The sequence below is a fragment of the Duganella sp. LjRoot269 genome (genome assembly GCF_964254095.1).
Lineage (GTDB): Bacteria > Pseudomonadota > Gammaproteobacteria > Burkholderiales > Burkholderiaceae_D > Rugamonas > Rugamonas hordei.
In genome coordinates this window covers 143900-167346 of record NZ_CAXUSL020000001.1, presented here as the reverse complement: position 1 = coordinate 167346, position 23447 = coordinate 143900, and the positions used below count along the sequence as shown (strand labels likewise).

Sequence of the window (23447 nt, the reverse complement as noted above, 5' to 3'; positions counted from 1 at the left end):
TTTTTCGATAGGCCTATAGACATGACAACTGCAACCACCCGCATCGGCGTCGCCAGCGCCCTGTTGTTCTCCCTGATCCTGGGTGTGGCCCATGCCGACAGCGCGGCTCCCGACCTGGAGAGCCGTCGCGCGGCGCTGAACAACCTGATCAAGGAACAGTGGGAATACACGATGCGCTCCAGCCCCGAATGGGCGTCGCTGCTGGGCGACAAGCGCTACAACGACAAATGGTCGGACTTCTCGCAGGCGGGCATCGATGCCGACATCAAGGTCAGCGGCGACTTCCTCAAGCGCTTCGAGGCGCTCGACACCACCGGCTTCCCGCTGCAGGAACAACTGAACCGCGAACTGATGGTGCGCCAGCTGCGCCAGAACGTCGACGGCGCGCGCTTCAAGGATTGGGAGATGCCGCTGGCGCAAAACTCCGGCATCCACATCGATACGCCGATGCTCATCTCCGCGCTGCCGTTCGAGACGGTGAAGGACTACGAGGACTACATCACGCGCCTGCACGCGCTGCCGAAGCTGTTCGACGAGACCCGCGTGCAGATGGAGAAAGGCGTGCACGACCACCTGATGCCGCCGCAGTTCCTGATCCCGAAAATCGTCAAGCAGTGCGAGGACGTGGCGGCGATGAAGCCGGCCGATTCGCCCTTCGCCGAGCCGCTGAAGAAATTCCCGAAAGAGTTCTCGGACGCCGACAAGGCGCGCCTGAGCAAGGCGGTGCTGGCGACGGTGCAGAAGGATGTAATCCCGGCGTATAAAAGGCTGGCCCTCTACACCAAGACCAAGTACCTGCCACACGGCCGCAAGGACGTCGGCATGTGGTCGCTGCCGGACGGCGCGGCGCGTTATGCGTACAGGGCCAAGTCGTCGACCACGACCGACATGACCCCGGAAGAGATCCATCAGCTGGGCCTGTCCGAAGTCAAGCGCATCGAGTCGCAGATGCTGGAAACGGCGCAGAAGCTGGGCTACAAGGACCTGAAGAGCTTCAACAAGGCGGTGGCCGCCAAGCCCGAGCTGCATCCTAAATCGCGTCAGGAGATCATCGACCTGTACCAGAAATATACGGACCAGATGTACACCCAGCTGTCGCAGCAGTTCGGCGTGCTGCCTAAGGGTAAAGTGGAAATCAAGCCGGTCGAGGAATTCCGCGAGAAGGGTGCGTCCGCCGCCGCCTACATGCCAGGTTCTCCGGACGGCAAGCGCGCCGGCCGGGTGATGGTCAACACCGGCGACTTCGAGCATCGCTCCACCATCGACATCGAAACCACGGCGCTGCACGAAGGCGTGCCGGGCCACCACATGCAGCTGACCATCGCGCAGGAAATCGAAGGGCTGCCGACCTTCCGCCAGCAGGGCAACTACACCGCCTATGCCGAAGGCTGGGCGCTGTACTCGGAGCGTCTGGGCGAGGAGCTGGGTTTCTACAAGGATCCATACAGCTACTACGGCCATCTGCAGGATGAAATGCTGCGCGCGATCCGCCTGGTGGTCGACACCGGCCTGCATTACAAGAAATGGAACCGCCAGCAGGTGGTGGACTTCTTCCACGACCACTCGGGCATCGAGGAAGTGGAAGTGCAGAGCGAGACCGACCGCTACATCGTGTGGCCGGGCCAGGCGCTGGGCTACAAGATCGGCCAGCTGAAGATCCTCGAACTGCGCGACTACGCTCGTAAAGAGCTGGGCTCCGGCTTCGATATCCGCAGCTTCCACGACCAGGTGCTGGGCGCCGGAGCGCTGCCGATGGATGTGCTGGAAACGCACATCAAGGAATGGGTCAGCGCGGAGAAGCTGAAGCAGACCCGCACCGCGCAGCACTAAGGATTGGTGACAATCCGCGCATATTCCCGCGCAGCAACAGGATACACTGAAGCATTCCGTATCCTGTGATTGCTGCGAGAGTCCCTATGAAGCGCATAGTACCGATGGCGATGGCCATGTTTTCCCTGCTGAACTGCGCGCCGTCGCGCGCGCAGTCCGGTGTCAGCATGGCCAAGGGAGCCGATGGACAGATGGTGCAAAACTGCATGAATCTCAAATCGAACAAGCCGATTCCCTGTTCCGACTCGACCCTGTATTTTTTGCAGGGAAAGCGGCTGGTAGAGGAAGCCTATAACGGCCGCCAGTTTGCCCGGCTGGATGAACTCTACGAGCAGTGGTGCACGGGAAAGGACCGCTTTCCCGACGGTTTGTGGAAGCTGTCGGAATTCGAGGGTGGGCTGGCGGCGAATTTTGCGACATGGAAGATGTGGGACCGCGATCTGGTCACCATCAAGGCATGGCAGCAGGCCTCTCCCAAGTCCGCTGCGGCCATGTATGCCGAAGCGATTTATTGGCATCACTACGCGTGGAAGGCGCGTGGCGGCGGCTACGCATCCACGGTATCCTCGGAAGGCTGGCAGTTGTTCAGGGATCGCCTGGCCAAGGCCGAAGCGGCGCTCGATGCGCCACAACTGGCGGGGACGCAATGTCCTGCTCCTGACACTGAGCGGATCGAACTGATGATAGACCAGGGCGCTGACGAGACGCGGTTGGCGTCGGTCTATACGGAGGCGGTGCGAAAATATCCCGAGTATCACCCGTTGTATTTCTCGATGGCCAGGCAATACCAGCCGAAATGGGGCGGTAGCGCGGCTCAGTATGAGACGTTTGCCTCCGGGGTGGCAAAGCTCACCAAAAATTTCGAAGGAATGGGTATGTATGCCCGCCTTTACTGGCTGGTTGATTACAACAGCGGACTGCCGTTCAGGAACCAGCCGCAGACCGCGCCATACTGGGACAAGCTCAGGGCTGGATTCGATGATTTGATGCGCCTATACCCTTCCAGCATCCACAATCTCGGCAAGTACGCGGATGTCGCGTGCCGCTCCACCGATGGCGCTTTGTATCGCACGCTGAGAACCAAATTGGAAGGGTATGAAGAAGAGACCCACATGAGCGACCCGGTCGACGTATGCGACCTACGCCATCACTGGAAGGCCGACTGACTTTTCATCCGTAGCTTCTTCACGTCCTGCATCGGCGGCGCGCCGAACAGGCGCCGGTACTCGCGGCTGAACTGCGACTGGCTTTCGTAGCCTACCTTGTACGCGGCGGTACCGGCGTCGACGTCGCCACCCAGCAGCAGCGCACGCGCGTGCTGCAGGCGCAGCTGCTTCTGATACTGCATCGGCCCCATCGTCGTCACCGCCTTGAAGCGGTGGTGCAGGCTGGAGACGCTCATGTTGGTGGCCTGCGCCAGATCCTCGACCTTGACCGGCTGGTCGAAATGATCCTTCAGCCAGGCGATGGCCTTGCTGATGCCGCGGTCCTGCTGGTCGAGCACGATGTTCTGGTACAGCTGGCGGCCGCCTGCGCCGGTCAGCATGCGATAGATGATTTCCCGCTTCACGCCCACCGCCAGGAACGCCGCTTCCTGCGGCGGCGCATCGAGCAAGCGCACCAGCTTGTACAAGGCTTCCTGCAATTCAGGATCGGACTTGCCGACGAAGGCGCCGCGCACCGGCTGCGGCGATTCGATATCGATCTTCGCTTCCATCACGACGGCTGCCATTTCCGATGGATCGAGTTCGATGTTCAGCAACAGGTAGGGCTGGTCCGGCGTGGCGTTGACGACATGGCCGGCGGCCGGCATGTCCACCGACACCACCAGGTATTCGCCCGGACCGTAATCGAGCACGTCGTCCGGCAGGTGCACGCGCTTGCTGCCCTGCAGGATCATGCAGCACGACGGCTTGAGCACGCCGCGCGTGACGGACGTCGGCTGCGAGGAATGGTACAGCGCCAGGAACGGGATCGCCGTCGCCACCCTGTCGTCGTGCCGCACATGCTGCTGCACGATGGCGATCATGTGATCGAGGGGCGACGGCGGGATATCCCGTTTCACGATGAGATTTACTTCAATAGAAGCTGCAGATATTTGCCGGTGACGCTGGCCGGATTGGCCGCCACGTCTTCCGGCGTGCCGGCGGCGATGATCTTGCCGCCGCCCGCGCCGCCTTCCGGTCCCAGGTCCACGATCCAGTCGGCCGTCTTGATGACGTCCAGATTGTGCTCGATGATGACCAGCGTGTTGCCCTGGTCGCGCAGGCGGTGGATCACCTTCAGCAGCAGGTCGATATCGTGGAAGTGCAGGCCGGTGGTCGGCTCGTCCAGGATGTACAGCGTGCGGCCGGTGTCGCGCTTGGACAGCTCCAGCGACAGCTTGACGCGCTGCGCCTCGCCGCCCGACAAGGTGGTCGCGCTCTGGCCAAGCTTGATGTAGCCCAGGCCCACGTCCAGCAGCGTATGCAGCTTGCGGGCGATCAGCGGCACCGGCTTGAAGAACTCATGCGCGTCCTCCACCGTCATGTCGAGGATCTCGGTGATGTTCTTGCCCTTGTAGTGCACTTCCAGCGTTTCGCGGTTGTAGCGCTTGCCGTGGCAGACGTCGCACGGCACGTAGACGTCCGGCAGGAAGTGCATCTCGACCTTGATCACGCCGTCGCCCTGGCAGGCTTCGCAGCGGCCGCCCTTGACGTTGAACGAGAAGCGCCCGGCGCTGTAGCCGCGTTCCTTGGCCGTCGGCACCGTCGCGAACAGGTCGCGGATCGGCGTGAACAGGCCGGTGTAGGTGGCGGGGTTCGAGCGCGGCGTGCGGCCGATCGGCGCCTGGTCGACGGAGATGACCTTGTCGAAGTGTTCCAGGCCGCTGATCGAGTCGTGCGGCGACGGTTCGGTCTGCGAACCGTACAGGTGGCGCGACAGCGCCGGATACAGCGTGTCGTTGATCAGCGACGATTTGCCCGAGCCGGACACGCCGGTCACGCAGGTCATCAGGCCGACCGGCAGGTTCAGGTTGACCTTCTTCAGGTTGTTGCCGGTGGCGCCGGTGATCACCAGCTGCTTGTCCGGATCGGCCACGTGGCGCTTCTTCGGCACGGCGATCTTCAGCGTGCCTTTCAGGTACTGGGCCGTCAGCGACTGCTTGTTCTTCAGGATGTCGGCCAGCGTGCCCTGGGCGATGATGTCGCCGCCGTGCACGCCGGCGCCCTTGCCCATGTCGACGATGTAGTCGGCGGTGCGGATCGCGTCCTCGTCGTGCTCCACCACCAGCACGCTGTTGCCGATGTCGCGCAGGTGCTTCAGCGTTTCAATCAGGCGGTCGTTGTCGCGCTGGTGCAGGCCGATCGACGGTTCGTCGAGCACATACATCACGCCGGTCAGGCCGGAGCCGATCTGCGAGGCCAGGCGGATGCGCTGCGCCTCGCCGCCGGACAGCGTATCGGCGCTGCGGTCGAGCGACAGGTAGTCGAGGCCGACGTTGTTGAGGAACTGCAGGCGCGAGATGATCTCCTTGACCACGCGGTCGGCGATCTCTTTTTTCGCGCCCTTCAGTTTCAGCTGCTCGAAGAAGGTCAGCGTGTCGCGCAGCGGCTTCTCGGCGATCTCGTAGATGGCTTTTTCCTGCTTGCCGGTGCCGACCTTGACGTAGCGCGCTTCCACGCGCAGGCGCGCGCCGTCGCACGACGGGCACTTCTTCTCGTTGATGAACTTCGCCAGTTCCTCCTTGACGGCCATCGAATCGGTCTCGCGGTAGCGGCGCGACAGGTTGGTCACCACGCCTTCGAACGTGTGCTCCTTGACGACGGTGCGGCCGCGCTCATTGACGTAGCTGAACGGGATCTGCGTCTTGCCCGAGCCGTGCAGGATCACTTCCTGCGCCGTCTTCGGCAACTGCTCGAACGGCAGGTCCAGGTCGAACTCGTAGAAGGCCGCCAGGTTGGACAGCATCTGGAAGTAGAACTGGTTGCGGCGGTCCCACCCTTTCACGGCGCCGGACGCCAGCGACAGGTTGGGGAAGGCGACGATGCGCTTCGGATCGAAGAACTCGATGTGACCGAGGCCGTCGCACTCCGGGCAGGCGCCCATCGGGTTATTGAACGAGAACAGGCGCGGCTCCAGCTCCTGCAGCGAATAACCGCACTCGTTGCAGGCGAACTTGCTGGAGTAGACGTGTTCGGCGCCGCTGTCCATTTCCAGGGCCACGGCGCGGCCGTCGGCCAGGCGCAGCGCGGTCTCGAAGCTCTCGGCCAGGCGCTGCTTGATATCGGCGCTGACCTTGACGCGGTCGATGACGACGTCGATGGTGTGCTTCTCGGTTTTCTTCAGCTTGGGCAGGTCGTCCACTTCGTAGATCTTGGCGTCGTGCGTGCCGCTCTGCACGCGGAAGCGGATGAAGCCCTGGGCCTGCATCTGCTCGAACAGGTCGGAGTGCTCACCCTTGCGGTTGGCCACCACCGGCGCCAGGATCATCAGCTTGGTCGCTTCCGGCATGGACAGCACGGCGTCGACCATCTGCGAGACGGTCTGCGCGGCCAGCGCGTTGTCCGGGTGGTTGATGCAGTAAGGCGTGCCGACGCGCGCGTACAGCAGGCGCAGGTAGTCGTGGATCTCGGTCACGGTGCCGACGGTCGAACGCGGGTTGTGCGAGGTGGCTTTCTGCTCGATCGAGATCGCCGGCGACAGGCCTTCGATCAGGTCGACGTCCGGCTTTTCCATCAGTTGCAGGAACTGGCGGGCGTAGGCCGACAGGGATTCCACATAGCGGCGCTGGCCCTCGGCGTACAGCGTGTCGAAAGCGAGCGATGACTTACCGGAGCCGGACAGGCCGGTAATCACGATCAGCTTGTTGCGCGGCAGGTCGAGATTGATGTTTTTGAGGTTGTGCGTGCGTGCGCCGCGGATGCGGATCTGTTCCATGGATATTTGGCCTTTAGAGTCAACCCGTAACTATAGCCGGGTTTGATTACTTGCGCCGACCTTGAGCTGGATCGCATTCGGGTGGCTTGACACTGTATATAATACCAGTATTTTCTTGCGACGTTTCAACTTCACGCCGACCTCGGCAGATGGGGACGGATGCCGAAAATGATAGCCCTCGCGTGTCGTTCGACTATAATCGTCGTTTAGCATTTGTTAAACAGCCCGCCCGTGCGGCCGCCGTTACTCAGGAGTTTTATACATGGCATCAGTCAACAAAGTCATCATCGTCGGCAATCTGGGTCGCGATCCGGAAATTCGCTACATGCCTAGCGGTGACGCGATCGCCAACATTGCTGTGGCGACATCCTACAAATCGAAGGACCGCAACACCGGCGAGCAGAAAGAGCTCACCGAATGGCACCGTATTTCGTTCTTCGGCCGCCTGGCTGAAATCGTCGGCCAGTACCTGAAAAAAGGCTCGTCGGTCTACGTCGAAGGCCGCCTGCAGACCCGCAAGTACACCGACAAGGACGGCGTCGAGAAATACGCGACCGACATCATCGCCGAGCAGATGCAAATGCTGGGTGGCCGCCAGGGCATGGGCGGCGACGGCGGCATGGACGACGGCGGCGGCTACGAAGCCCCGCCACAACAGCGCCAGGCACCGGCACCGCGTCCGCAAATGGCCGCCCCGGCACCGCGCCCGGCACCGAAACCGGCACCGAACTTCTCGGACATGGATGACGATATTCCGTTCTAAGGCGTACCTGCTGTAGAGAAGTAAACAAAACCCCATAACTCTTTGAAGTTATGGGGTTTTTTGCAGGGCGAATAAATCTGCGTCCGAAAAAACTAAGGAGACCGAATGCGTAGTCGACGGGGCAGTGCACTAATCGCCATCATTCTTGCATGCGGCGCATGCGTCACCGGTGCTGCGACCGAGGCATTGCCATTGACCGCGGCGCGGGCCGATGTCGGCCGCGAACGCATCAACATCGACAAGGACTGGCGCTTCGCTTACGGCCACGCGTACGATGCGCAAAAGGACTTTCGCTATGGCACGCGTCCTTTTTTCTTCGCCAAGGCAGGCTATGGCGATGGTCCGGCCAGCGCCGACTTCAGCGATAGCGCATGGCGCAAGGTGGATCTACCGCACGACTGGGCGGTGGAACTGCCGTTTGATGCGCGCGCGGACGCCAACCACGGCTCGCTCGCCATCGGCCGCAACTTCCCGGAAAACAGCGTTGGCTGGTATCGCAAGGTCATGCATATTCCGGCTGCAGACAGAGGCCGCCGCATTGCGCTGGAATTCGATGGTGTCTATCGCAACAGTGTGGTCTGGGTTAACGGCCACTACATAGGCACCGAACCCAGCGGCTATTCGGGCTTTCGCTACGACATCACCGATTACCTGAATTTCGGCGGCGCCAACGTCATCGCGGTACGCGCTGATGCCACGATGGAGGAAGGCTGGTTCTATGAAGGCGCCGGCATCTATCGCCATGTCTGGTTGACCAAGACGGCGCCGCTGCACATTGCACAGTGGGGGACGTTCGTCAAACCGAAGGTGGAAGGCGAGTTGGCGCGCGTCGGGATGGACGTTGTGGTGACCAACGACGGCAAAAGCGCGCAATCGTTTACGCTGCGCCAACAGGTATTCGCGCCCGATGGCAGGCTGGTGGCGCAGACGGAGCAGGCCAGCCTGAGTGTGGGGACCGCGCGCGATGGCGAATTCAGTTCATCGCTGACCGTGCCCAATCCGCGTCTGTGGTCGCTCGACGATCCGAGCCTGTATACGCTGAAAACCAGCCTGCTGCAAGAGAACAAGGTCGTTGACAGTTATGACACCCGTTTCGGTATCCGCACGGTGGTGTTCGATCAGAATCAGGGCTTTTTCCTGAATGGCAAACCGCTCAAACTGCAGGGCACCAACAATCACCAGGATCACGCCGGCGTCGGCGTGGCCCTGCCGGACGGTTTGCAGACCTGGCGTCTGAAGCAGCTTAAGTCGTTTGGCGTGAATGCCTACCGCGCCTCGCACCACCCGCCGACACCGGAATTGCTGGACGAGGCGGACCGGCTGGGCATGCTGGTCATCGATGAGCACCGCATGATGGGCACGGCGCCGGAAATACGCGGACAGCTCGAACGGCAGATTCGGCGCGACCGCAACCATCCGAGTGTCATCATCTGGTCGGTGGGCAACGAGGAATGGGCGCTGGAATGGAACGCACTGGGCGCCCATCTGGCGCGCGAGATGCACGAGCAGGTCGAACGCCTGGATCCGACGCGGCGTACGATGGTGGCAACCAGCGGATCGGGCAAGGGTGTGTCGCTGGGCGCGGACGTCATCGGCTTTAACTATGGCGCCCAGCACGATGTCGACCAGTTTCATCGCGATCATCCCGCCAAGCCGGCGTTGATGTCGGAGGAGGGCTCCACCTTCGCCACGCGCGGCGTCTACTTCGATGAACCGACACGCTCCCATCTGAACGCATATGATCGCCAAGGCAGGCCGGGCAACAGTCTCAGTATCGAAGAAGGCTGGCACCGCGTACAGGCGCGTGACTGGATGGCCGGGATGTTCGTCTGGACTGGTTTTGACTATCGCGGCGAGACCACTCCCTTCGGCTGGCCCGCCATCTCGTCGCAGTTTGGCATGGTGGACACGACCGGCGTATTCAAGGATACGGCGTATTACCTCAAGTCCGTGTGGACGCGTGAACCTATGGTGCATATCCTGCCGCATTGGAATTGGGATGGGAGGGAAGGCCAGCCGATCAAGGTGCACGTGTACAGCAATGCCGAAGCGGTCGAGTTGTTCCTGAACGGGCGCTCTCTTGGCCTCAAGGCGCTGCCCAAGGATGGGCATCTGGAGTGGACGGTGCCGTATAAAGCGGGAAAAGTGACGGCGACCGCATATCGCAGCGGCAAGTCAGTGGCTAGGGACGAGGTCACCACCACCGGCACGGTATCGCGGATCTTGCTCAGCGCCGACAAGGCTGCCCTGAAGGCTGACGGAACCGATATCGCGGTGGTGTGGGTGAATGTTGCCGATGCGGCAGGAAGGATTGTGCCGACAGCCGGCGACCAGATCGATTTCGAAGCATCCGGCCCAATTCGCATCATCGGTGTTGGCAATGGCGATCCGGGTTCGCACGAGCCGGACCATCCGGCCGACCGGCATGCGTTCCATCCTCTTTCTGGCTGGCGCACTCTTGCTGTCGACGGCCCGGATCATCCAGCGGCGCATGCCGAGACGGTGGATACCTCGGGTTGGCGCGACCCGGGTGTCTGGTTGGCGCCGGAAAACCAACCGGCGGCGACCAGCCATGTGGTGCTGCGCGGCCAATTCGCCGGCCCCACAATGGCGCCGAACGATCGCGCCGCCTTGTTCATCGACCAGCTGGGGGCCGATCAAGCGGTGTATGTGAATGGTCGCGCGGTCAGCGCGACGCAGGTCGAGGGGGGGCTGATGGTCGCACTGGAGGGGGCGCAGTTGAAGCAGGAAAACAGCCTGGCTTATGTGGTGGCAACGCCGGAAGGCGGCGTCCAGGGGATGCTCGACCGATCCGCGGGGATGAGCAAATGGGGCGTGTTGCGGGTCATCTCGCCAGCCGCGCCATGGCGTCGGCGCGTGTTCAACGGCTGGGCGCAAGTGATCGTGCAATCGACCGGCGAAGCCGGCGAGGCAGCCTTGGTGGCGAGGTCGAACGGCTTGTCTGCGTCGACGATCCGGTTCCAGTTGCGCTAGTGGCAAGAAGGAATGCGCGGCTGGTATGTGCGGCGGACTACGAGGCCGATCCGGCGCCATGATGTTCATCCCACACCGTGGCCGCCGCGTGTTCGATCACGGGGCGCCAGTCCGGCGCCACCGGCAGACGGAACACTTCGGCCAGCGCCAGTTCGATTTCGTCGGCCGACAGGAAACGGCGCTCGCTGCCGCCGTCCGCGCGGCGTATCGTCAGGCGGTTGCGCAGCAGTGCGTGGCGCGCCTCGGGCGTGGTGCGCGCCACGATCAGGTCGCGGCGGAAGTGCGATTGCGGGTAGGTCGACGTGTAGTAGTTGGCCATCTCATAGTCGCCGTCGCGGCATGGCGACGGGGCGATCAGGTAGACCGGCATCCAGTCGTCGCCCAGCAGCAGTTCCAGCAGATGCTCGTTGCCTTGGGGCGTCAGGCGGAACTGCTCGTGCGGCGTGGACTGCGGCGTTTGCAGGTCGAAGCGGATGGGCGAGGTCAGCACGCTGCTGCCGAAGCCCACGTCGCACAGCCAGGGCTGGCCGTCGATCGTCACGCGCAGCACCATGTGCGTGCGCGGCCGGTGCAAGGCTTCGGCGCCCGCCATCCATCGCACCTGGGCGATCAAGGGCTCCACCTGGAAGCCCAGTGCGCCGAGCACCCGCTGGAGCAGGCTGTTCTGCTCGAAGCAATAGCCGCCGCGCCCGGCATGGATCAGCTTGGCGTCCACCGCTTCCGGCGCCAGCAGCACCGGCCGGTCCAGCAGCACGTCGATGGCTTCGAAAGGAATGGCGGCCGGGTGCAACTGGTGCAGGGCGCGCAGCGTCTCCAAGGTGGGGGCGCGCGGGCCGGTATAGCCTATGCGCGCGCAATATGCGTCCAGTAGTTCCATGGTCCCGCCTACTTTGAATGTTAGCGAAAGGATCACTATCATACCAGCGCCGTGCCTCGTCATGATTGTTCGATTTATGTGAACGGTTCGTAAAAAACATATCAATAGACTGCATGGATTGACGATCCCATACTTCCCTTATTAGAAAAGGTAATAAGGAAGAATGAAATGCGTATATCGAACACGGTGTTGCGGGCCCTGGTGCCTGGGTTGCTGCTATGTGGCGCGGTAACTGCCGCCGCGCTGGGGCTGGAACGACTGGAAGCTTGGCTGTTCGGCCGGGCCTGGCTGGAAAGCCTGGTACTGGCCATCCTGCTGGGCAGCGCACTGCGCACCTTCTGCCGCCTGCACAGCCGTTACGACGCCGGCATCCACGCAGGCGCCAAGACGCTGCTGGAGATCGCCGTCATGCTGCTGGGCGCGTCCGTCAGCGCCGCCGCCATCCTGGAAAAAGGCTGGATGCTGATCGCCGGCATCGCCGCCGTGGTCGTGCTGGCCATCGCCTGCAGCTACGCGATCGGCCGCCTGAGCGGCTTGCCGGCCAAGATGGCCATCCTGATCGCCTGCGGCAATTCCATTTGCGGCAATTCCGCCATCGCCGCCGTCGCGCCCGTCATCGACGCCGACGGCCAGGACGTGGCCGCGTCGATCTCGTTTACCGCCGTGCTGGGTGTGATCGTCGTGTTGACGTTGCCGCTGGCGATGCCGCTGCTGTCGCTGTCGGCGGTCCAGTACGGCGTGTTTGCCGGGCTGACCGTGTACGCCGTGCCACAGGTGCTGGCCGCCACCAATGCCGTCTCGCTGACCAGCGCCCACATCGGTACCCTGGTCAAGCTGGTGCGGGTGCTGATGCTGGGGCCGGTCGTGCTGTCGCTGTCGCTGTGGGGGCCCCGGCAGCGGCAGCAACGGACCGCGCCGCAGCTGTCGCACCTGCTGCCGTGGTTCATCGTCGGCTTCCTGCTGCTGATGGCGCTGCGTTCGCTGAGCCTGATTCCTGCCATGCTGCTGCCGCCGGCGCACCACGCGGCCGATGTGCTGACCATCATGTCGATGGCCGCGCTCGGACTGGGCGTCGATGCCCGCGCTGTGCTGCGGGCCGGCGGCCGGGTTACCATGGTGGTTGTGCTGTCGTTGCTGGCGCTGTCGGCAATCAGCATCGCGTTGATCAAATTACTGGGCATCGCCTGACCATGCAAACCACCGATAACCATCGCGCCGCAGTGTTGCTGGAGCAGCAGCTGAAGGACGCGCCATGACGCTGGAGCAGCTGCGCATCTTCATCGCGGTGGCCGAACGCGCGCACCTGACGCAGGCGGCCGACGCGCTGGCGCTGACGCCGTCCGCCGTCAGCGCTTCGATCCGCGCGCTGGAAGAGCGCTACGGCACGCCGCTGTTCAACCGCATCGGCCGCGGCATCGAAGTCAACGAGGCGGGGCGCTTGTTTCTGATCGAAGCGCGCGCCACGCTGGGCGCCGCGCGCAACGCCGAGCTGACCCTGGCCGAACTGGCCGGCCTGAAGCGCGGCGCGCTGACGCTGCATGCCAGCCAGACGCTGGCCAACTACTGGCTGCCGCCGCGCCTGTTGCGTTTCCGCCAGCGCTACCCGCAAATAGAGTTGAGCCTCACCGTCGGCAATACCCGCAGCGTCGCGCAGGCGGTGCTGGAGGGGCGGGCCGACCTGGGCTTCGTCGAAGACAGCATCGACGAAATCGAGCTGAGCGTCAGCGCGATCGCCGAGGACCGCATCGTGGCGGTGGTCGGCCCCGCCCACCCATGGGCCGACGGCAAGCCGGTCAGCGCGCAGGCGCTGCTGGCGACGCAATGGATCATGCGCGAGCAGGGGTCGGGCACGCGTTCGGCGTTCGAGACGCGGCTGCGCGGCATGGGCATCGATGCAGCCAAGCTCGACGTCGTGCTGGCGCTGCCATCCAACGAGGCTGTGCGCTCGGCCGTCATGGCCGGTCCGTACGCGGCGGTGGTGTCGGAGCTGGTGGTCGCGTCCGACCTGCAGGCGGGCCTGCTGCGCGCGGCGCATTTCGCGCTGCCACCCCGGCCGTTTTCCTTGCTGCATCACCGTCAGCGGTCCAAGAGCCGCGCCGCACTGGCGCTGGAGCAGCTGCTCGGCGAGATCGCTCCCTAGGGCGTGGTCTTGATGGCGGGCGTCTTGACCAGCTGGCTGGTATCGAAGCCCTGGCGCGTCAGCCGGTCGACCAGCGCCTCGTAGGCTTGCGGCGTCACGGACGGCGTGCGCGACAGGATCCATAGATATTCGCGGCGCGGCTCGCCGACGGCGGCCAGCTGGTAGTCCTCATCGATGTCGAGCACCCAGTAGTCGGCCCACACCATCGGCAGCAACGACAGCCAGGCAGGCGCGAAGCGCACCTGCAGTTTAGGCGAGGTCGTGCCGCCGACCTGGCGTGCCTCGGCCGTGGCCTGTATCATTTCGCCGCCGGCGGTCTGGCAGCGGTTCAGCACCGCCACCTTGCCATCCTTTTGCAGCGTGTAGTTGGCGGTGGTGGCGGCGACGCACTTGCGCTGGAACCAATTCGGGAACTTGGCGATTTCGTACCAGGTGCCCATGTAGCGCGGCACGTCCAGCGCGGCGATGGTGACCAGCGGCGTTTCGGCAGCCGGCGCGTGCAGGCTGGCAAGCGAGAACATGGCGGCGATCAACAATTTTTGCATGGCATACCTCTGCGGCGGAAAACCACATGGTAGTGCAAGCGCGTCCCAGCCGCCGGACGCGAGGATCCGGTATGCTAAACCCATGAGCACAACACACAAAGCAGACGCCGCCCTGTTCCGCGACATGGAACAGGCGCTGATCGTCGAGTTTTCCAAAATGATAGACGCCAGGGTGCGTTCGTCGCACGAGGCCGGCGCGCATCACCCGTATGTGGTCGGCAGCGCGTTGTGCGGGCAGGACCAGGCGCTGGCCGACTACCTGTTCGCCGCCCGCGGCCAGTTTGCGCTGATCGAGTTCAAGGCCAGCGAGGAGCGCTTGAAGACCGAGGGCACGAAGGAGCAGCGGCTGCGGCTGCTCGATTCCTGTGCCGCCGACAGCGCCCGGCTGGCGCGTGCGCAAACGATACACCATGCGGCCTGGGGGCGGCCGGTCCAGCTCGACCTGCCCGGGCTGGGGCGGCAGACCATGGAAGAGATCGTCGTGGCGCGCTATGTCGCCAAGGTTGGCGCCGTGCTGGGGCGCGGGTTGCCGAAGGCGGTGGCGCGCGAGTGGCGCGCCGCCGAATTCATCGATGCCTTCATCGAGCGCCGCACGACCGGCAGCAATATCCAGCGCTTCAAGCGCTATCTGACCGAGTTGTACGCGCTGGTCGGCACGGATGGGGCCAGCGGGCTGGCGGGCTTCCAGGGCGTGGTCACGGTGTATGTGCCGGGCGCGCCGCAGCCTTTCCAGTCGCTGCGGTTCGACGATTTCACCCACCTGATGAAACTGACGATCCATTACGATCCGCAGTATTTGCGCGAGCATGAGCAGTCGCGCGCCATGCATAGGGAAGCGCCCGAGCATCGGCCAACGCCGTCGCGCGACCCCGGCATGTCGCGCTGAGGCCGTCGCGGCCGAGCGGCCTATTTCTGTTTGGCGGGCCGGGCCAGGATGGCGTTGATGGTTTTCACTTCCCGTTCGCTGGCCTTGTTCAGCAAGCTCTCGTGCATCTTGCCCAGTTCGGCGTAGTGGGCAATGTCCGGCGTCACGGCGTTCTTTTGCGCGATCCAGTAGGTGGCGCAGGCGGTCAGCACGCACAGTCCCAGCGTGCAGACGACGTAGAACGCGACCCACAGACCGGTTTTTCCGACGCTGCGGTGGAGCGCCAGTCGCACCCGGTCGGCGTCGGCGGTCAGGCCCGCAACGGTTTGCATCAGCTGATCGACCGCCTGGCCTGCCGCCTCCGCCGCCACGCGGCCGGCTTCACGGCCGGCGGCGCCGGCGATGGTGGCCGCCCGCGATTCGATCTGGACCGCTTCGGCCACCTTGACATCGATCTGCGTGAGACTGGTCTGGGCCAGCCGTACCAGACGATCGCATTCGGCGACGCGGCGCGAGAAGTGGCTGGCGTCGTCATGGAAGCGGTCAACTTCCATCGTATAGGCATCGATCTTGTCGTGCAGCTTGTCGAAGAATTCGCGTTGCGTGGTGCTGTCGTGGTCGGGCATCGGTGTCGGCACAGGCGGATGAACGGAACCCTATTGTAAAGGCGCGCGCACTTTCAGACCGCCGCCGCCTGCTTCCCCGCACATCCTCCCTTATTTGTTTTTCGACTTTGCGAACTTGTTTTTATTCGTTCTGTTTAATTTCAACGGATCGTATATTCGAGTCCGCACCGTTAGACAATTACCGAGGTCCCTTATGTTAGTTGACGCTCTACCTGCCTTGCCCGCCGAGCTGGAATCGGTCAAAGCCGAGGCCGAGTCCGCCGGACTGCCGTTTGCCGGCGGCGTGCCCCCGGCTGTCGCCTGGCAGCTGTTTTCCACGCGCCGCGTGCTGCTGGTCGACGTCCGCACGGCGGAAGAACGCAAATTTGTCGGCCACATTCCCGACAGCCTGCACGTGCCCTGGGCCACCGGCACCGCGCTGACGCGCAATCCGCGCTTCGTGCGCGAACTGGAAAGCAAGATCGGCGGCAAGGACGCGGTCGCGCTGCTGCTGTGCCGCAGCGGCAAGCGCTCCGCGCTGGCGGCCGAGGCGGCAACCAAGGCCGGCTTCAGCAACGTCTTCAACGTGCTGGAGGGCTTCGAAGGCGAAATCGACGCCCGGCAGCAGCGCGGCAAGGCGGACGGCTGGCGCTTCCATGGCCTGCCCTGGGTCCAGGACTAGCCATGGCCACTTTCGACATCACCACCATCGTGCAGTCGCTGCACGAGACGCGGCACAACTGGCGCCGCGCGCAAAGCCGCACCAGCGAGCCCGGCGGACGGGAATTCCCGTCGCGCAACGCGCTGGCCGGCATCGTCGACAGCCTCAAGGGCGTGCTGTTTCCGATGCGCCTGGGGCCGCCCGACCTGCGCCAGGAAAGCGAGAACTTCCACGTCGCGCACGCGCTCGACGCCGCCCTGCACGGGCTGCTGAAGCAGGTGCGGCGCGAATTGAAATACAACGCCACGCTGCGCGGCGACGACGAGCGCGATATCGACGGCGAGGCGCTGGCCGTGGTGCGCACCTTCGCTGCGGCGCTGCCGGACATCCGCATCCTGCTCGACAGCGACGTGCTGGCGGCCTACCAGGGCGATCCGGCGGCGCGCAGCGTCGATGAAGTATTGCTGTGCTATCCCGGCGTGCTGGCGATGATCCACTACCGGCTGGGACACCAGCTCTACAAGCTGGGCCTGCCGCTGCTGGCGCGCATCGTGGCCGAGCTGGCCCACGGCGCGACCGGCATCGACATCCATCCCGGCGCGCAGATCGGCTCCGGCTTCTTTATCGACCACGGCACCGGCGTCGTCATCGGCGAGACGGCGGTCATCGGCGAACGGGTCCGCGTGTACCAGGCCGTGACCCTGGGCGCCAAGCGCTTCCCGACCGATGCCGACGGCAATCTGCAAAAAGGCCTGCCGCGCCACCCGGTGGTGGAGGACGACGTGGTCATCTACGCCGGCGCCACCATCCTCGGCCGCATCACGCTGGGCAAGGGCGCCGTCATCGGCGGCAACGTGTGGCTGACGCATGACGTGCCGGCCGGTGGCCGCATCGCCCAGGCGGAATCGCGGGTGGGCGCGTTCGCCAACGGCATAGGTGCCGCATGAGCGGCAGCGCATTGGTGCAGGGCTTCGGCCTCGGCGTGCGGCAGCTGCGCGAGGCCAGGGGCTGGTCGCAGGAACGGCTGGCCGAGCACTCCGACCTGAACCGTTCCTACGTTGGCGAGATCGAGCGCGGCAGCGTCATCGTGTCGCTGGCGACGGTGGAGAAACTGGCCGCCGCGCTCAAGCTGGCGCCGTCGGCCCTGCTGACGCACGGCGAGTCGTTCGGCAGCCGGACCTGGGTCGAGGCGGCCGGTTGATGGCGATAGCATGTTGAGCCCTGGCGGCGCAGGCCGCACACTGGGCGGGTCTTTTCCTTAACTTATTGAATTGGAGTCATGATGTCGGCAACAGTTGGCGGTACTACAGCGTTGGGCGATAACGCGGCAAGGCAACTTGCGAACGCAACCAAAACCGCTCCCCAGCTGGAGACCATCAGCCCCCGCTGGCTGACGCATTTGCTGCAATGGGTGCCGGTGGAAGCGGGCATCTATCGCCTCAACAAGGTCAAGAATCCGGAAGCGATCAAGGTCACCTGCACCGCCCGCGAGGAAGAAAACCAGCTGCCGCGCACCTACGTCGACTACGAGGAAAATCCGCGCGAGTATTTCCTCAACGCCGTCTCGACCATCCTCGACGTGCATACCCGCGTCTCCGACCTGTACAGCAGCCCGCACGACCAGATCAAGGAACAGCTGCGCCTGACCATCGAGACCATCAAGGAAAACCAGGAAAGCGAACTGATCAACAATCCGGACTACGGCCTGCTGGCGCAGGTCACCGACGAGCAGCGCATCTTCCCGCTGACCGGCGCGCCGACGCCGGACGACCTCGACGAGCTGCTGACCAAGGTCTGGAAGGAGCCGGCATTCTTCCTCACCCATCCGCTGGCGATCGCCGCCTTCGGCCGCGAGGCGACCCGCCGCGGCACGCCGCCGCCGACCATCAGCCTGTTCGGCTCGCAGTTCATCACCTGGCGCGGCGTCCCGCTGATCCCGTCGGACAAGGTGCCTGTCGCCGACGGCAAGAGCAAGATCCTGCTGCTGCGCGTGGGCGACAAGCGCCAGGGCGTGGTCGGCCTGTTCCAGCCGGGCCTGCCGGGCGAGCAAAGCCCCGGCCTGTCGGTTCGCTTCATGGGTATCAACAACCATGCGATTTCGTCGTACCTGATCTCACTGTATTGCTCGCTCGCCGTGCTGACCAGCGACGCGCTGGCCGTGCTCGACGACGTTGAGATCGGCAAGTACCACGACTATCCAGATACCTACAAATAAGCCGCAACGTGAGCCTACTTTCGCCCCCCACTTCCCAGCCGGCCAGCGTGCCGGCCGGCGTTCCGGAACCGTCGGGCGCGCCGTTCGATCCGGCCGTGCTTGCGCGCCTGGCGACCGAGCTGTTTTCCGCGCTGCCCGGACAGTCGTTCGCGCCGCACGGCGCGCAGGCGCCCGGCAATATCGCACCGCCCGGCTCGCCGCTGGTGAGCCCGGCAGGCTTCGGTCCCGGCGTGCCCGGCACGCCGATTCCGCAGGGGCAGATTCCCGGCACCAATGTGCTGCCGGCTTCGCCGACGCAGGTGCTGTCGCTGGGCAATCGCGCGCCGGCCCTGCTGCCGGCCGCGCAAGCCGGCAACGGCGTGCCCGACAAGGTGCTGGGCGCGGTGCCGGCCTACGAACCGCGCAGCGGCGGCGCCTTGCTCGGCGTGCCGGAATCGCTGGATGCGGGACGGCCGCAGGCGGGCGCGTCGCCGTATTACTTCCTCAATGACGTGGGCGTGCCGGCGGCGGCGGAGCCGGCCGGGCCGCGGACGGATTTGTTCCCGTCGCCGCCGCAGCAGAGCGGACTGAGCGCTCCGACCTCTGCCGGGTTGCCCGCCGCAGGGGCGCAGCCATCGCCGCCGCAGTACTATTTCGTCGATTCGGTGGTGCTGCCCAGCGGCTACGTCACGCCCGCCAAGCCGGCGCCGCACGCGACCGTGCCGCTGGCCGGCGGCGACCGCCATCCGCCGTTCGATGTGCACGCCGTGCGGCGTGATTTTCCGATCCTGCAGGAGCGCGTCAACGGCCGCCAGCTGGTCTGGTTCGACAACGCCGCCACCACGCACAAGCCGCAGTCGGTGATCGACCGCATCAGCTATTTCTACGAGCACGAGAATTCGAACATCCACCGCGCCGCGCACGAGCTGGCGGCGCGCGCCACCGACGCCTACGAGGGGGCGCGCGAGCGCGTGCGCCGTTTCCTCAACGCACCGGACGTCAACGAAGTCATCTTCGTGCGCGGCACCACCGAAGCGATCAACCTGGTGGCCAAGAGCTGGGGCGCGCAGCATGTCGGCGAGGGCGACGAGATCATCGTTTCCAACCTCGAGCACCATGCGAACATCGTTCCCTGGCAGCAACTGGCCGCCGCCAAGGGCGCGAAGCTGCGCGTGATCCCGGTCGACGACAGCGGCCAGGTGCTGCTCGACGAATACCGCAAGCTGCTCAACGACCGCACCAAAATCGTCGCGGTCACGCAGGTGTCCAACGCGCTCGGCACGGTGACGCCGGTGAAGGAAATCGTCGAACTGGCGCACCGCGCCGGCGCCAGGGCGCTGGTCGACGGCGCCCAGTCGGTGTCGCACATGCGCGTCGACGTGCAGGACCTGGGCGCCGACTTCTTTGTGTTCTCCGGCCACAAGGTGTTCGGCCCGACCGGCATCGGCGTGGTCTGGGGCAAGCGCGAAGTGCTGGAGGACATGCCGCCGTGGCAGGGCGGCGGCAACATGATCGCCGACGTGACGTTTGAAAAAACCGTGTTCCAGCCGATACCCAACAAGTTCGAAGCGGGCACCGGCAACATCGCCGACGCGGTCGGACTGGGCGCCGCCATCGACTACGTCAACAAGATCGGCATCGAAAACATCGCCCGCTACGAGCATGACCTGCTGGTCTACGGCATGCGGCAGCTGGCGACGATCAAGGGCGTGCGGCTGATCGGCACCGCCGCCGACAAGGCCAGCGTCATGTCCTTCGTGCTGGACGGCTACAGCACCGAGGAAGTCGGCCATGCGCTCAATGACGAGGGCATCGCCGTGCGCACCGGCCACCACTGCGCCCAGCCTATCCTGCGCCGCTTCGGCGTGGAAACGACGGTGCGGCCATCGCTGGCGTTCTACAACACCTTCGATGAAATCGACCGCCTGGTCGCCGTGGTCAGGGGACTGGCGTCGCAGCGGCGCAAGGGCTAGCACCGCTGCCGATTTGCAACAGGTGCCATGCGGCCTGTTCAACTGCAACTACTTCGTGGGATACTGCTCCGCAGCGACTGATCGCTGCGGAGATAACGATGCCGGCATCTGAAACCCGGGACGAAGTAAGCCAGGCGGAGACGCTGCTGCAAACGCTGCGCGTCCGCCGGATAACGCTCGGGTTCATGAGATGGAGGCGCTGCTGTCTGCTGGCCGCGCCGCTGGCCTTGCTGCCGGGCGTGCTGCCGGCCGCCGAGCCGTCACCGCTGCGGCTGGCGGTGGCCGAGCTGCCGCCGTATGCGATGTCGCAGTCCGAGGCCGGTCCCGGCTCGCTGGTCGAAATGACGCAGGAGCTGTTGCGGCGGCTGGATACGCCGGTCACCGTGGAGTTTTATCCATGGCAGCGCGCGCTGACGATGGTCAAGCATCTGCCGCGCATGCTGGTGTTGCCGCTGACCCGCACGCCCGAGCGCGAGCCGCAATACCGCTGGATGGTCAGGCTCTACCGCCAGCGCTTTATCTTTGTCGGCGCGCACGGCGGCGTCGACGTGCACGATCCGCAGGCGCTGGCGCACAAGCGGCTGGTGGTGCTGCGCGGCTCACCGCACAAGCGCACGCTGGTGGACGCCGGCTTCCTCGAGGTGTCCGAATGCTCGACCGTCAGGGAGTGCATGCGCATGGTAAAGAAAGGCATCGCCGACGCCACCTACGGCGGCGAGGACATCCACCGCTATGCCGCCACCCTGGACGGCAACAAGGAAAGCGAATACGACTTCAGCGCCATGTTCCGCAGCGGCGAGGTGTGGCTGGCGGGATCGCTGGACTTCAGCGAGGAGGACGGCCGCAGATGGCGCGCCGAAATGGAAGCCATGCGCGCCGACGGCACGGTGGCCCGCATCCTGCGCAAGTACGGTGCGTCCGGCAATTAATTAGTCAGGCACACAGCCGGCGTCAGGGCGACTCGCCGAGCTTGCCTTCCAGCGTCTCGGCGTCGATGGCGCCCAGCACCGCCTCCCCCTGCGGCAGTATCAAGGTCGGCGTCACGCGGATGCCCAGCTTGTTGGCCAGCGTCAGGTTGGCCCGCAGCGGCGGCACGCAGGCGCGCGCGGCCGGCAGCTTGCGGTAGCGCATCCATTCCTGCCAAGCCAGTGCCGGGTCCGGCGCACACCAGATCAGCTGCGACTTGCGCGCCGCGTCGCCGTGCCGCGCCAGCGGGAACAGGAAGGTGTAGATGGTGACGTTGTCGAGCCGCTCCAAGGTGTCGCGCTCGAGCAGCTGGCAATAGGGACAATCGGGATCGGAGAACACGGCCAGCCGGCGCGCGCCGTTGCCGTGCACGACCTTGATGGCGCGTTGCAGCGGCAGGCTGGCGAAGTCGATGCGGGCCGGCGCCGCCATCTGCTGGGCCTGGGCCGGAACGGCGGCCGCCAAGCTCAGCCAGGTTGCCGTCAAGTATATGAAAAGCGTGTCCATCAGCCATGATAAAGCCTTGTTGACAGCGCATGGGGCTTGCCGCATACTTTATTAATTGTATTCGCAATCAATAAGGGGAATTCCGTGCACCGTCGTGACCTGCTGAAACTGGCCGCAGCCGCCATCCTGCCCGCGCTGCCGGGCGCCGCCCTGGCAGCGCCGCTGCGCTACCAGGTATTTACCGCCACCCGCCCGGGCCTGACCCGCGACATCCCGCCGGGCAAGGAGTCGCTGATGTGGGTGGCCAACTCGGCCACGCTGATTTACGGCGAGCGCGATGCCGTGCTGATCGACACCTTCCTCACCATCGAGCAGACCAACAAGCTGGCCGACCAGATCGCCGCGACCGGCAAGAACCTGAAGGCCATCTACGCCACCCACGCGCACGCCGACCATTTCTTCGGCCTGGCAATGCTGCTGCGGCGCTTCCCGCAGGCCCAGGGGCTGGCGACGCCGGCGGTGGTCGAGCGCATGCGCCAGCAGATCGTGCCGGCCCAGCTGGACGCCCGCTGGCGCAAGCTGTTCCCCAACCAGATCCCGGAGGTGCTGGCCGCCGCCGCGCCGCTGAGCGGCGACCGCATCGAGCTCGAGGGGCAGACGCTGCGGGTGGTCGATGTCGGCCATACCGACACCGACGACACCACCGTGCTGCACGTGCCGGCGATCGGTCTGGTGGTGGCGGGCGACGCGGTCTACAACGGCATCCATCCCTTCCTCAACGAATCGATGCGGCAAAACCGCCAGTCCTGGCTGGCGGCGCTCGACCGGATCGCCGCGCTGCAGCCGTCGGCGGTGGTGGCCGGCCACAAGCTGCCGGGCAACGGCGACGATCCGCGCTGCGTGGTTGAAACCCGCCAGTACCTGCAGGACTTCATCCGCCTGAACGACGCCACCGGCAGCGCGCGCGAGCTGTACGACCGCATGCTGGAGCTGTATCCGGAGCGCGCCAATCCCGGCTCGCTGTGGAGCGCCGCCGCCACCGCCATGGCGCAGGGGTGACCGTCGCCGCTTGCCGATTTACAACTGTTGGTTGTTTGAGTATCCCCAACGGCTAGTATTAACAAGCCGACATTTTTGGCTATAGTGCACGTACTGCCCACAATGGGCGAACTGTGCAGTCTGATAAGGAGCGCCTCATGGTCAAGTTGCAAATCAATGGAAAAACGCGGGAATTCGATGTGCCGGGCGACATGCCCCTGCTGTGGGTGCTGCGCGACGAAGCGCACATGACCGGCACCAAGTTCGGCTGCGGCATGGCGCTGTGCGGCGCCTGCACCGTGCATGTGGACGGCGAGGCGACCCGCTCCTGTGTGCTGCCGGTGTCGGCGGTCGCCGGCAAGAAGATCACCACCATCGAAGGCATAGGCGCCACGCCGGCCGGCAAGGCCACCCAGCAGGCATGGCTGGCGGCCGAGGTGGTGCAATGCGGTTACTGCCAGTCCGGCCAGATCATGTCGGCCGCCGCGCTGCTGCACAAGAATAAGAAGCCGAGCGACGCCGACATCGACGACGCCATGTCCGGTAACATCTGCCGCTGCGGCACCTATCCCCGCATCCGCGAGGCGATCAAGGATGCCGCCAAATCGCCGCTGCTGAAAGGAGCCTGA

Annotated in this window: 20 protein-coding genes and 1 pseudogene; 15 read left to right on the top strand and 6 right to left on the bottom strand. The window is 64.7% G+C overall.

Annotated elements, in window-relative coordinates; all coding sequences use genetic code 11:
- Positions 1-21 precede the first annotated feature (21 nt).
- Both ACSQ3S_RS00580 and ACSQ3S_RS00575 read left to right on the top strand, forming a co-directional pair.
- Positions 22-1830 carry a DUF885 domain-containing protein gene (locus tag ACSQ3S_RS00580; protein WP_436141306.1) on the top strand — a complete coding sequence of 603 codons (1809 nt, stop codon included), beginning with the start codon at positions 22-24 and terminating at the stop codon, positions 1828-1830.
- 86 nt (positions 1831-1916) lie between these two features.
- Entirely contained in the window at positions 1917-2996 is a 1080-nt protein-coding gene (locus ACSQ3S_RS00575) for a DUF4034 domain-containing protein (RefSeq protein WP_436141305.1), read from the top strand.
- Here ACSQ3S_RS00575 and ACSQ3S_RS00570 read toward each other — a convergent pair.
- Both ACSQ3S_RS00570 and uvrA read right to left on the bottom strand, forming a co-directional pair.
- The gene (locus ACSQ3S_RS00570) at positions 2978-3895 is read right to left on the bottom strand and encodes an AraC family transcriptional regulator (RefSeq protein WP_436141304.1); all 918 of its coding nucleotides are present in this window, start codon (positions 3893-3895) and stop codon (positions 2978-2980) included. The two genes, ACSQ3S_RS00575 and ACSQ3S_RS00570, sit on opposite strands and share 19 nt — an antisense overlap.
- An 8-nt stretch (positions 3896-3903) precedes the next feature.
- On the bottom strand, positions 3904-6750 hold the full coding sequence (gene uvrA / locus ACSQ3S_RS00565) for an excinuclease ABC subunit UvrA (RefSeq protein ID WP_436141303.1): 2847 nt from the start codon (positions 6748-6750) through the stop codon (positions 3904-3906).
- A 262-nt stretch (positions 6751-7012) separates the two neighbouring features.
- Between uvrA and ssb the strand changes: the two genes are divergently transcribed.
- On the top strand, positions 7013-7513 hold the full coding sequence (gene ssb, locus ACSQ3S_RS00560; protein ID WP_176653429.1) for a single-stranded DNA-binding protein: 501 nt from the start codon (positions 7013-7015) through the stop codon (positions 7511-7513).
- Positions 7514-7618: 105 nt separating this feature from the next.
- On the top strand, positions 7619-10507 hold the full coding sequence (gene galA / locus ACSQ3S_RS00555; protein WP_436141302.1) for a beta-galactosidase GalA: 2889 nt from the start codon (positions 7619-7621) through the stop codon (positions 10505-10507).
- Positions 10508-10544: 37 nt separating this feature from the next.
- On the opposite strand, the gene ACSQ3S_RS00550 is transcribed toward galA, so the two are convergent.
- Entirely contained in the window at positions 10545-11384 is an 840-nt protein-coding gene (locus ACSQ3S_RS00550) for an arylamine N-acetyltransferase family protein (protein WP_436141301.1), read from the bottom strand.
- 168 nt (positions 11385-11552) lie between these two features.
- Between ACSQ3S_RS00550 and ACSQ3S_RS00545 the strand changes: the two genes are divergently transcribed.
- Entirely contained in the window at positions 11553-12572 is a 1020-nt protein-coding gene (locus ACSQ3S_RS00545; RefSeq protein ID WP_353401486.1) for a YeiH family protein, read from the top strand.
- 64 nt (positions 12573-12636) lie between these two features.
- On the top strand, positions 12637-13524 hold the full coding sequence (locus tag ACSQ3S_RS00540) for a LysR family transcriptional regulator (protein ID WP_353401484.1): 888 nt from the start codon (positions 12637-12639) through the stop codon (positions 13522-13524).
- Here ACSQ3S_RS00540 and ACSQ3S_RS00535 read toward each other — a convergent pair.
- Entirely contained in the window at positions 13521-14069 is a 549-nt protein-coding gene (locus ACSQ3S_RS00535) for a lipocalin family protein (protein ID WP_176653434.1), read from the bottom strand. The two genes, ACSQ3S_RS00540 and ACSQ3S_RS00535, sit on opposite strands and share 4 nt — an antisense overlap.
- An 82-nt stretch (positions 14070-14151) precedes the next feature.
- On the opposite strand from ACSQ3S_RS00535, the gene ACSQ3S_RS00530 reads away from it, so the two are divergent.
- The gene (locus ACSQ3S_RS00530) at positions 14152-14955 is read left to right on the top strand and encodes a hypothetical protein (protein WP_436141300.1); all 804 of its coding nucleotides are present in this window, start codon (positions 14152-14154) and stop codon (positions 14953-14955) included.
- 20 nt (positions 14956-14975) lie between these two features.
- On the opposite strand, the gene ACSQ3S_RS00525 is transcribed toward ACSQ3S_RS00530, so the two are convergent.
- Entirely contained in the window at positions 14976-15560 is a 585-nt protein-coding gene (locus ACSQ3S_RS00525; protein ID WP_436141299.1) for a hypothetical protein, read from the bottom strand.
- A gap of 193 nt (positions 15561-15753) precedes the next feature.
- Between ACSQ3S_RS00525 and ACSQ3S_RS00520 the strand changes: the two genes are divergently transcribed.
- The 6 genes and pseudogenes from ACSQ3S_RS00520 (at position 15754) to ACSQ3S_RS00495 (ending at position 21296) form a co-directional block, all read left to right on the top strand.
- The gene (locus tag ACSQ3S_RS00520; protein WP_436141298.1) at positions 15754-16221 is read left to right on the top strand and encodes a rhodanese-like domain-containing protein; all 468 of its coding nucleotides are present in this window, start codon (positions 15754-15756) and stop codon (positions 16219-16221) included.
- Between the two features lie 2 nt (positions 16222-16223).
- Entirely contained in the window at positions 16224-17147 is a 924-nt protein-coding gene (gene epsC / locus ACSQ3S_RS00515) for a serine O-acetyltransferase EpsC (RefSeq protein WP_436141297.1), read from the top strand.
- Positions 17144-17418: pseudogene (locus tag ACSQ3S_RS00510) on the top strand (helix-turn-helix domain-containing protein). The gene epsC and the pseudogene ACSQ3S_RS00510 overlap by 4 nt, the downstream one beginning before the upstream one ends.
- Before the next feature lie 64 nt (positions 17419-17482).
- Positions 17483-18415 carry a family 2A encapsulin nanocompartment shell protein gene (locus ACSQ3S_RS00505; protein ID WP_436144975.1) on the top strand — a complete coding sequence of 311 codons (933 nt, stop codon included), beginning with the start codon at positions 17483-17485 and terminating at the stop codon, positions 18413-18415.
- 47 nt (positions 18416-18462) lie between these two features.
- Positions 18463-20367 (top strand): family 2A encapsulin nanocompartment cargo protein cysteine desulfurase, encoded by a 1905-nt coding sequence (locus ACSQ3S_RS00500; protein ID WP_436144974.1) that lies wholly within the window; start codon positions 18463-18465, stop codon positions 20365-20367.
- A 98-nt stretch (positions 20368-20465) separates the two neighbouring features.
- Positions 20466-21296: a substrate-binding periplasmic protein gene (locus tag ACSQ3S_RS00495; protein WP_436141296.1), complete on the top strand. Its 831-nt coding sequence runs from the start codon at positions 20466-20468 to the stop codon at positions 21294-21296.
- 22 nt (positions 21297-21318) lie between these two features.
- On the opposite strand, the gene ACSQ3S_RS00490 is transcribed toward ACSQ3S_RS00495, so the two are convergent.
- Positions 21319-21819 (bottom strand): DsbC family protein, encoded by a 501-nt coding sequence (locus ACSQ3S_RS00490; protein WP_436141295.1) that lies wholly within the window; start codon positions 21817-21819, stop codon positions 21319-21321.
- A 105-nt stretch (positions 21820-21924) separates the two neighbouring features.
- On the opposite strand from ACSQ3S_RS00490, the gene ACSQ3S_RS00485 reads away from it, so the two are divergent.
- The gene (locus ACSQ3S_RS00485) at positions 21925-22839 is read left to right on the top strand and encodes an MBL fold metallo-hydrolase (protein ID WP_436141294.1); all 915 of its coding nucleotides are present in this window, start codon (positions 21925-21927) and stop codon (positions 22837-22839) included.
- A 137-nt stretch (positions 22840-22976) separates the two neighbouring features.
- Complete coding sequence (locus tag ACSQ3S_RS00480; protein ID WP_353401472.1) at positions 22977-23447, top strand: (2Fe-2S)-binding protein; 471 nt, start codon at positions 22977-22979, stop codon at positions 23445-23447.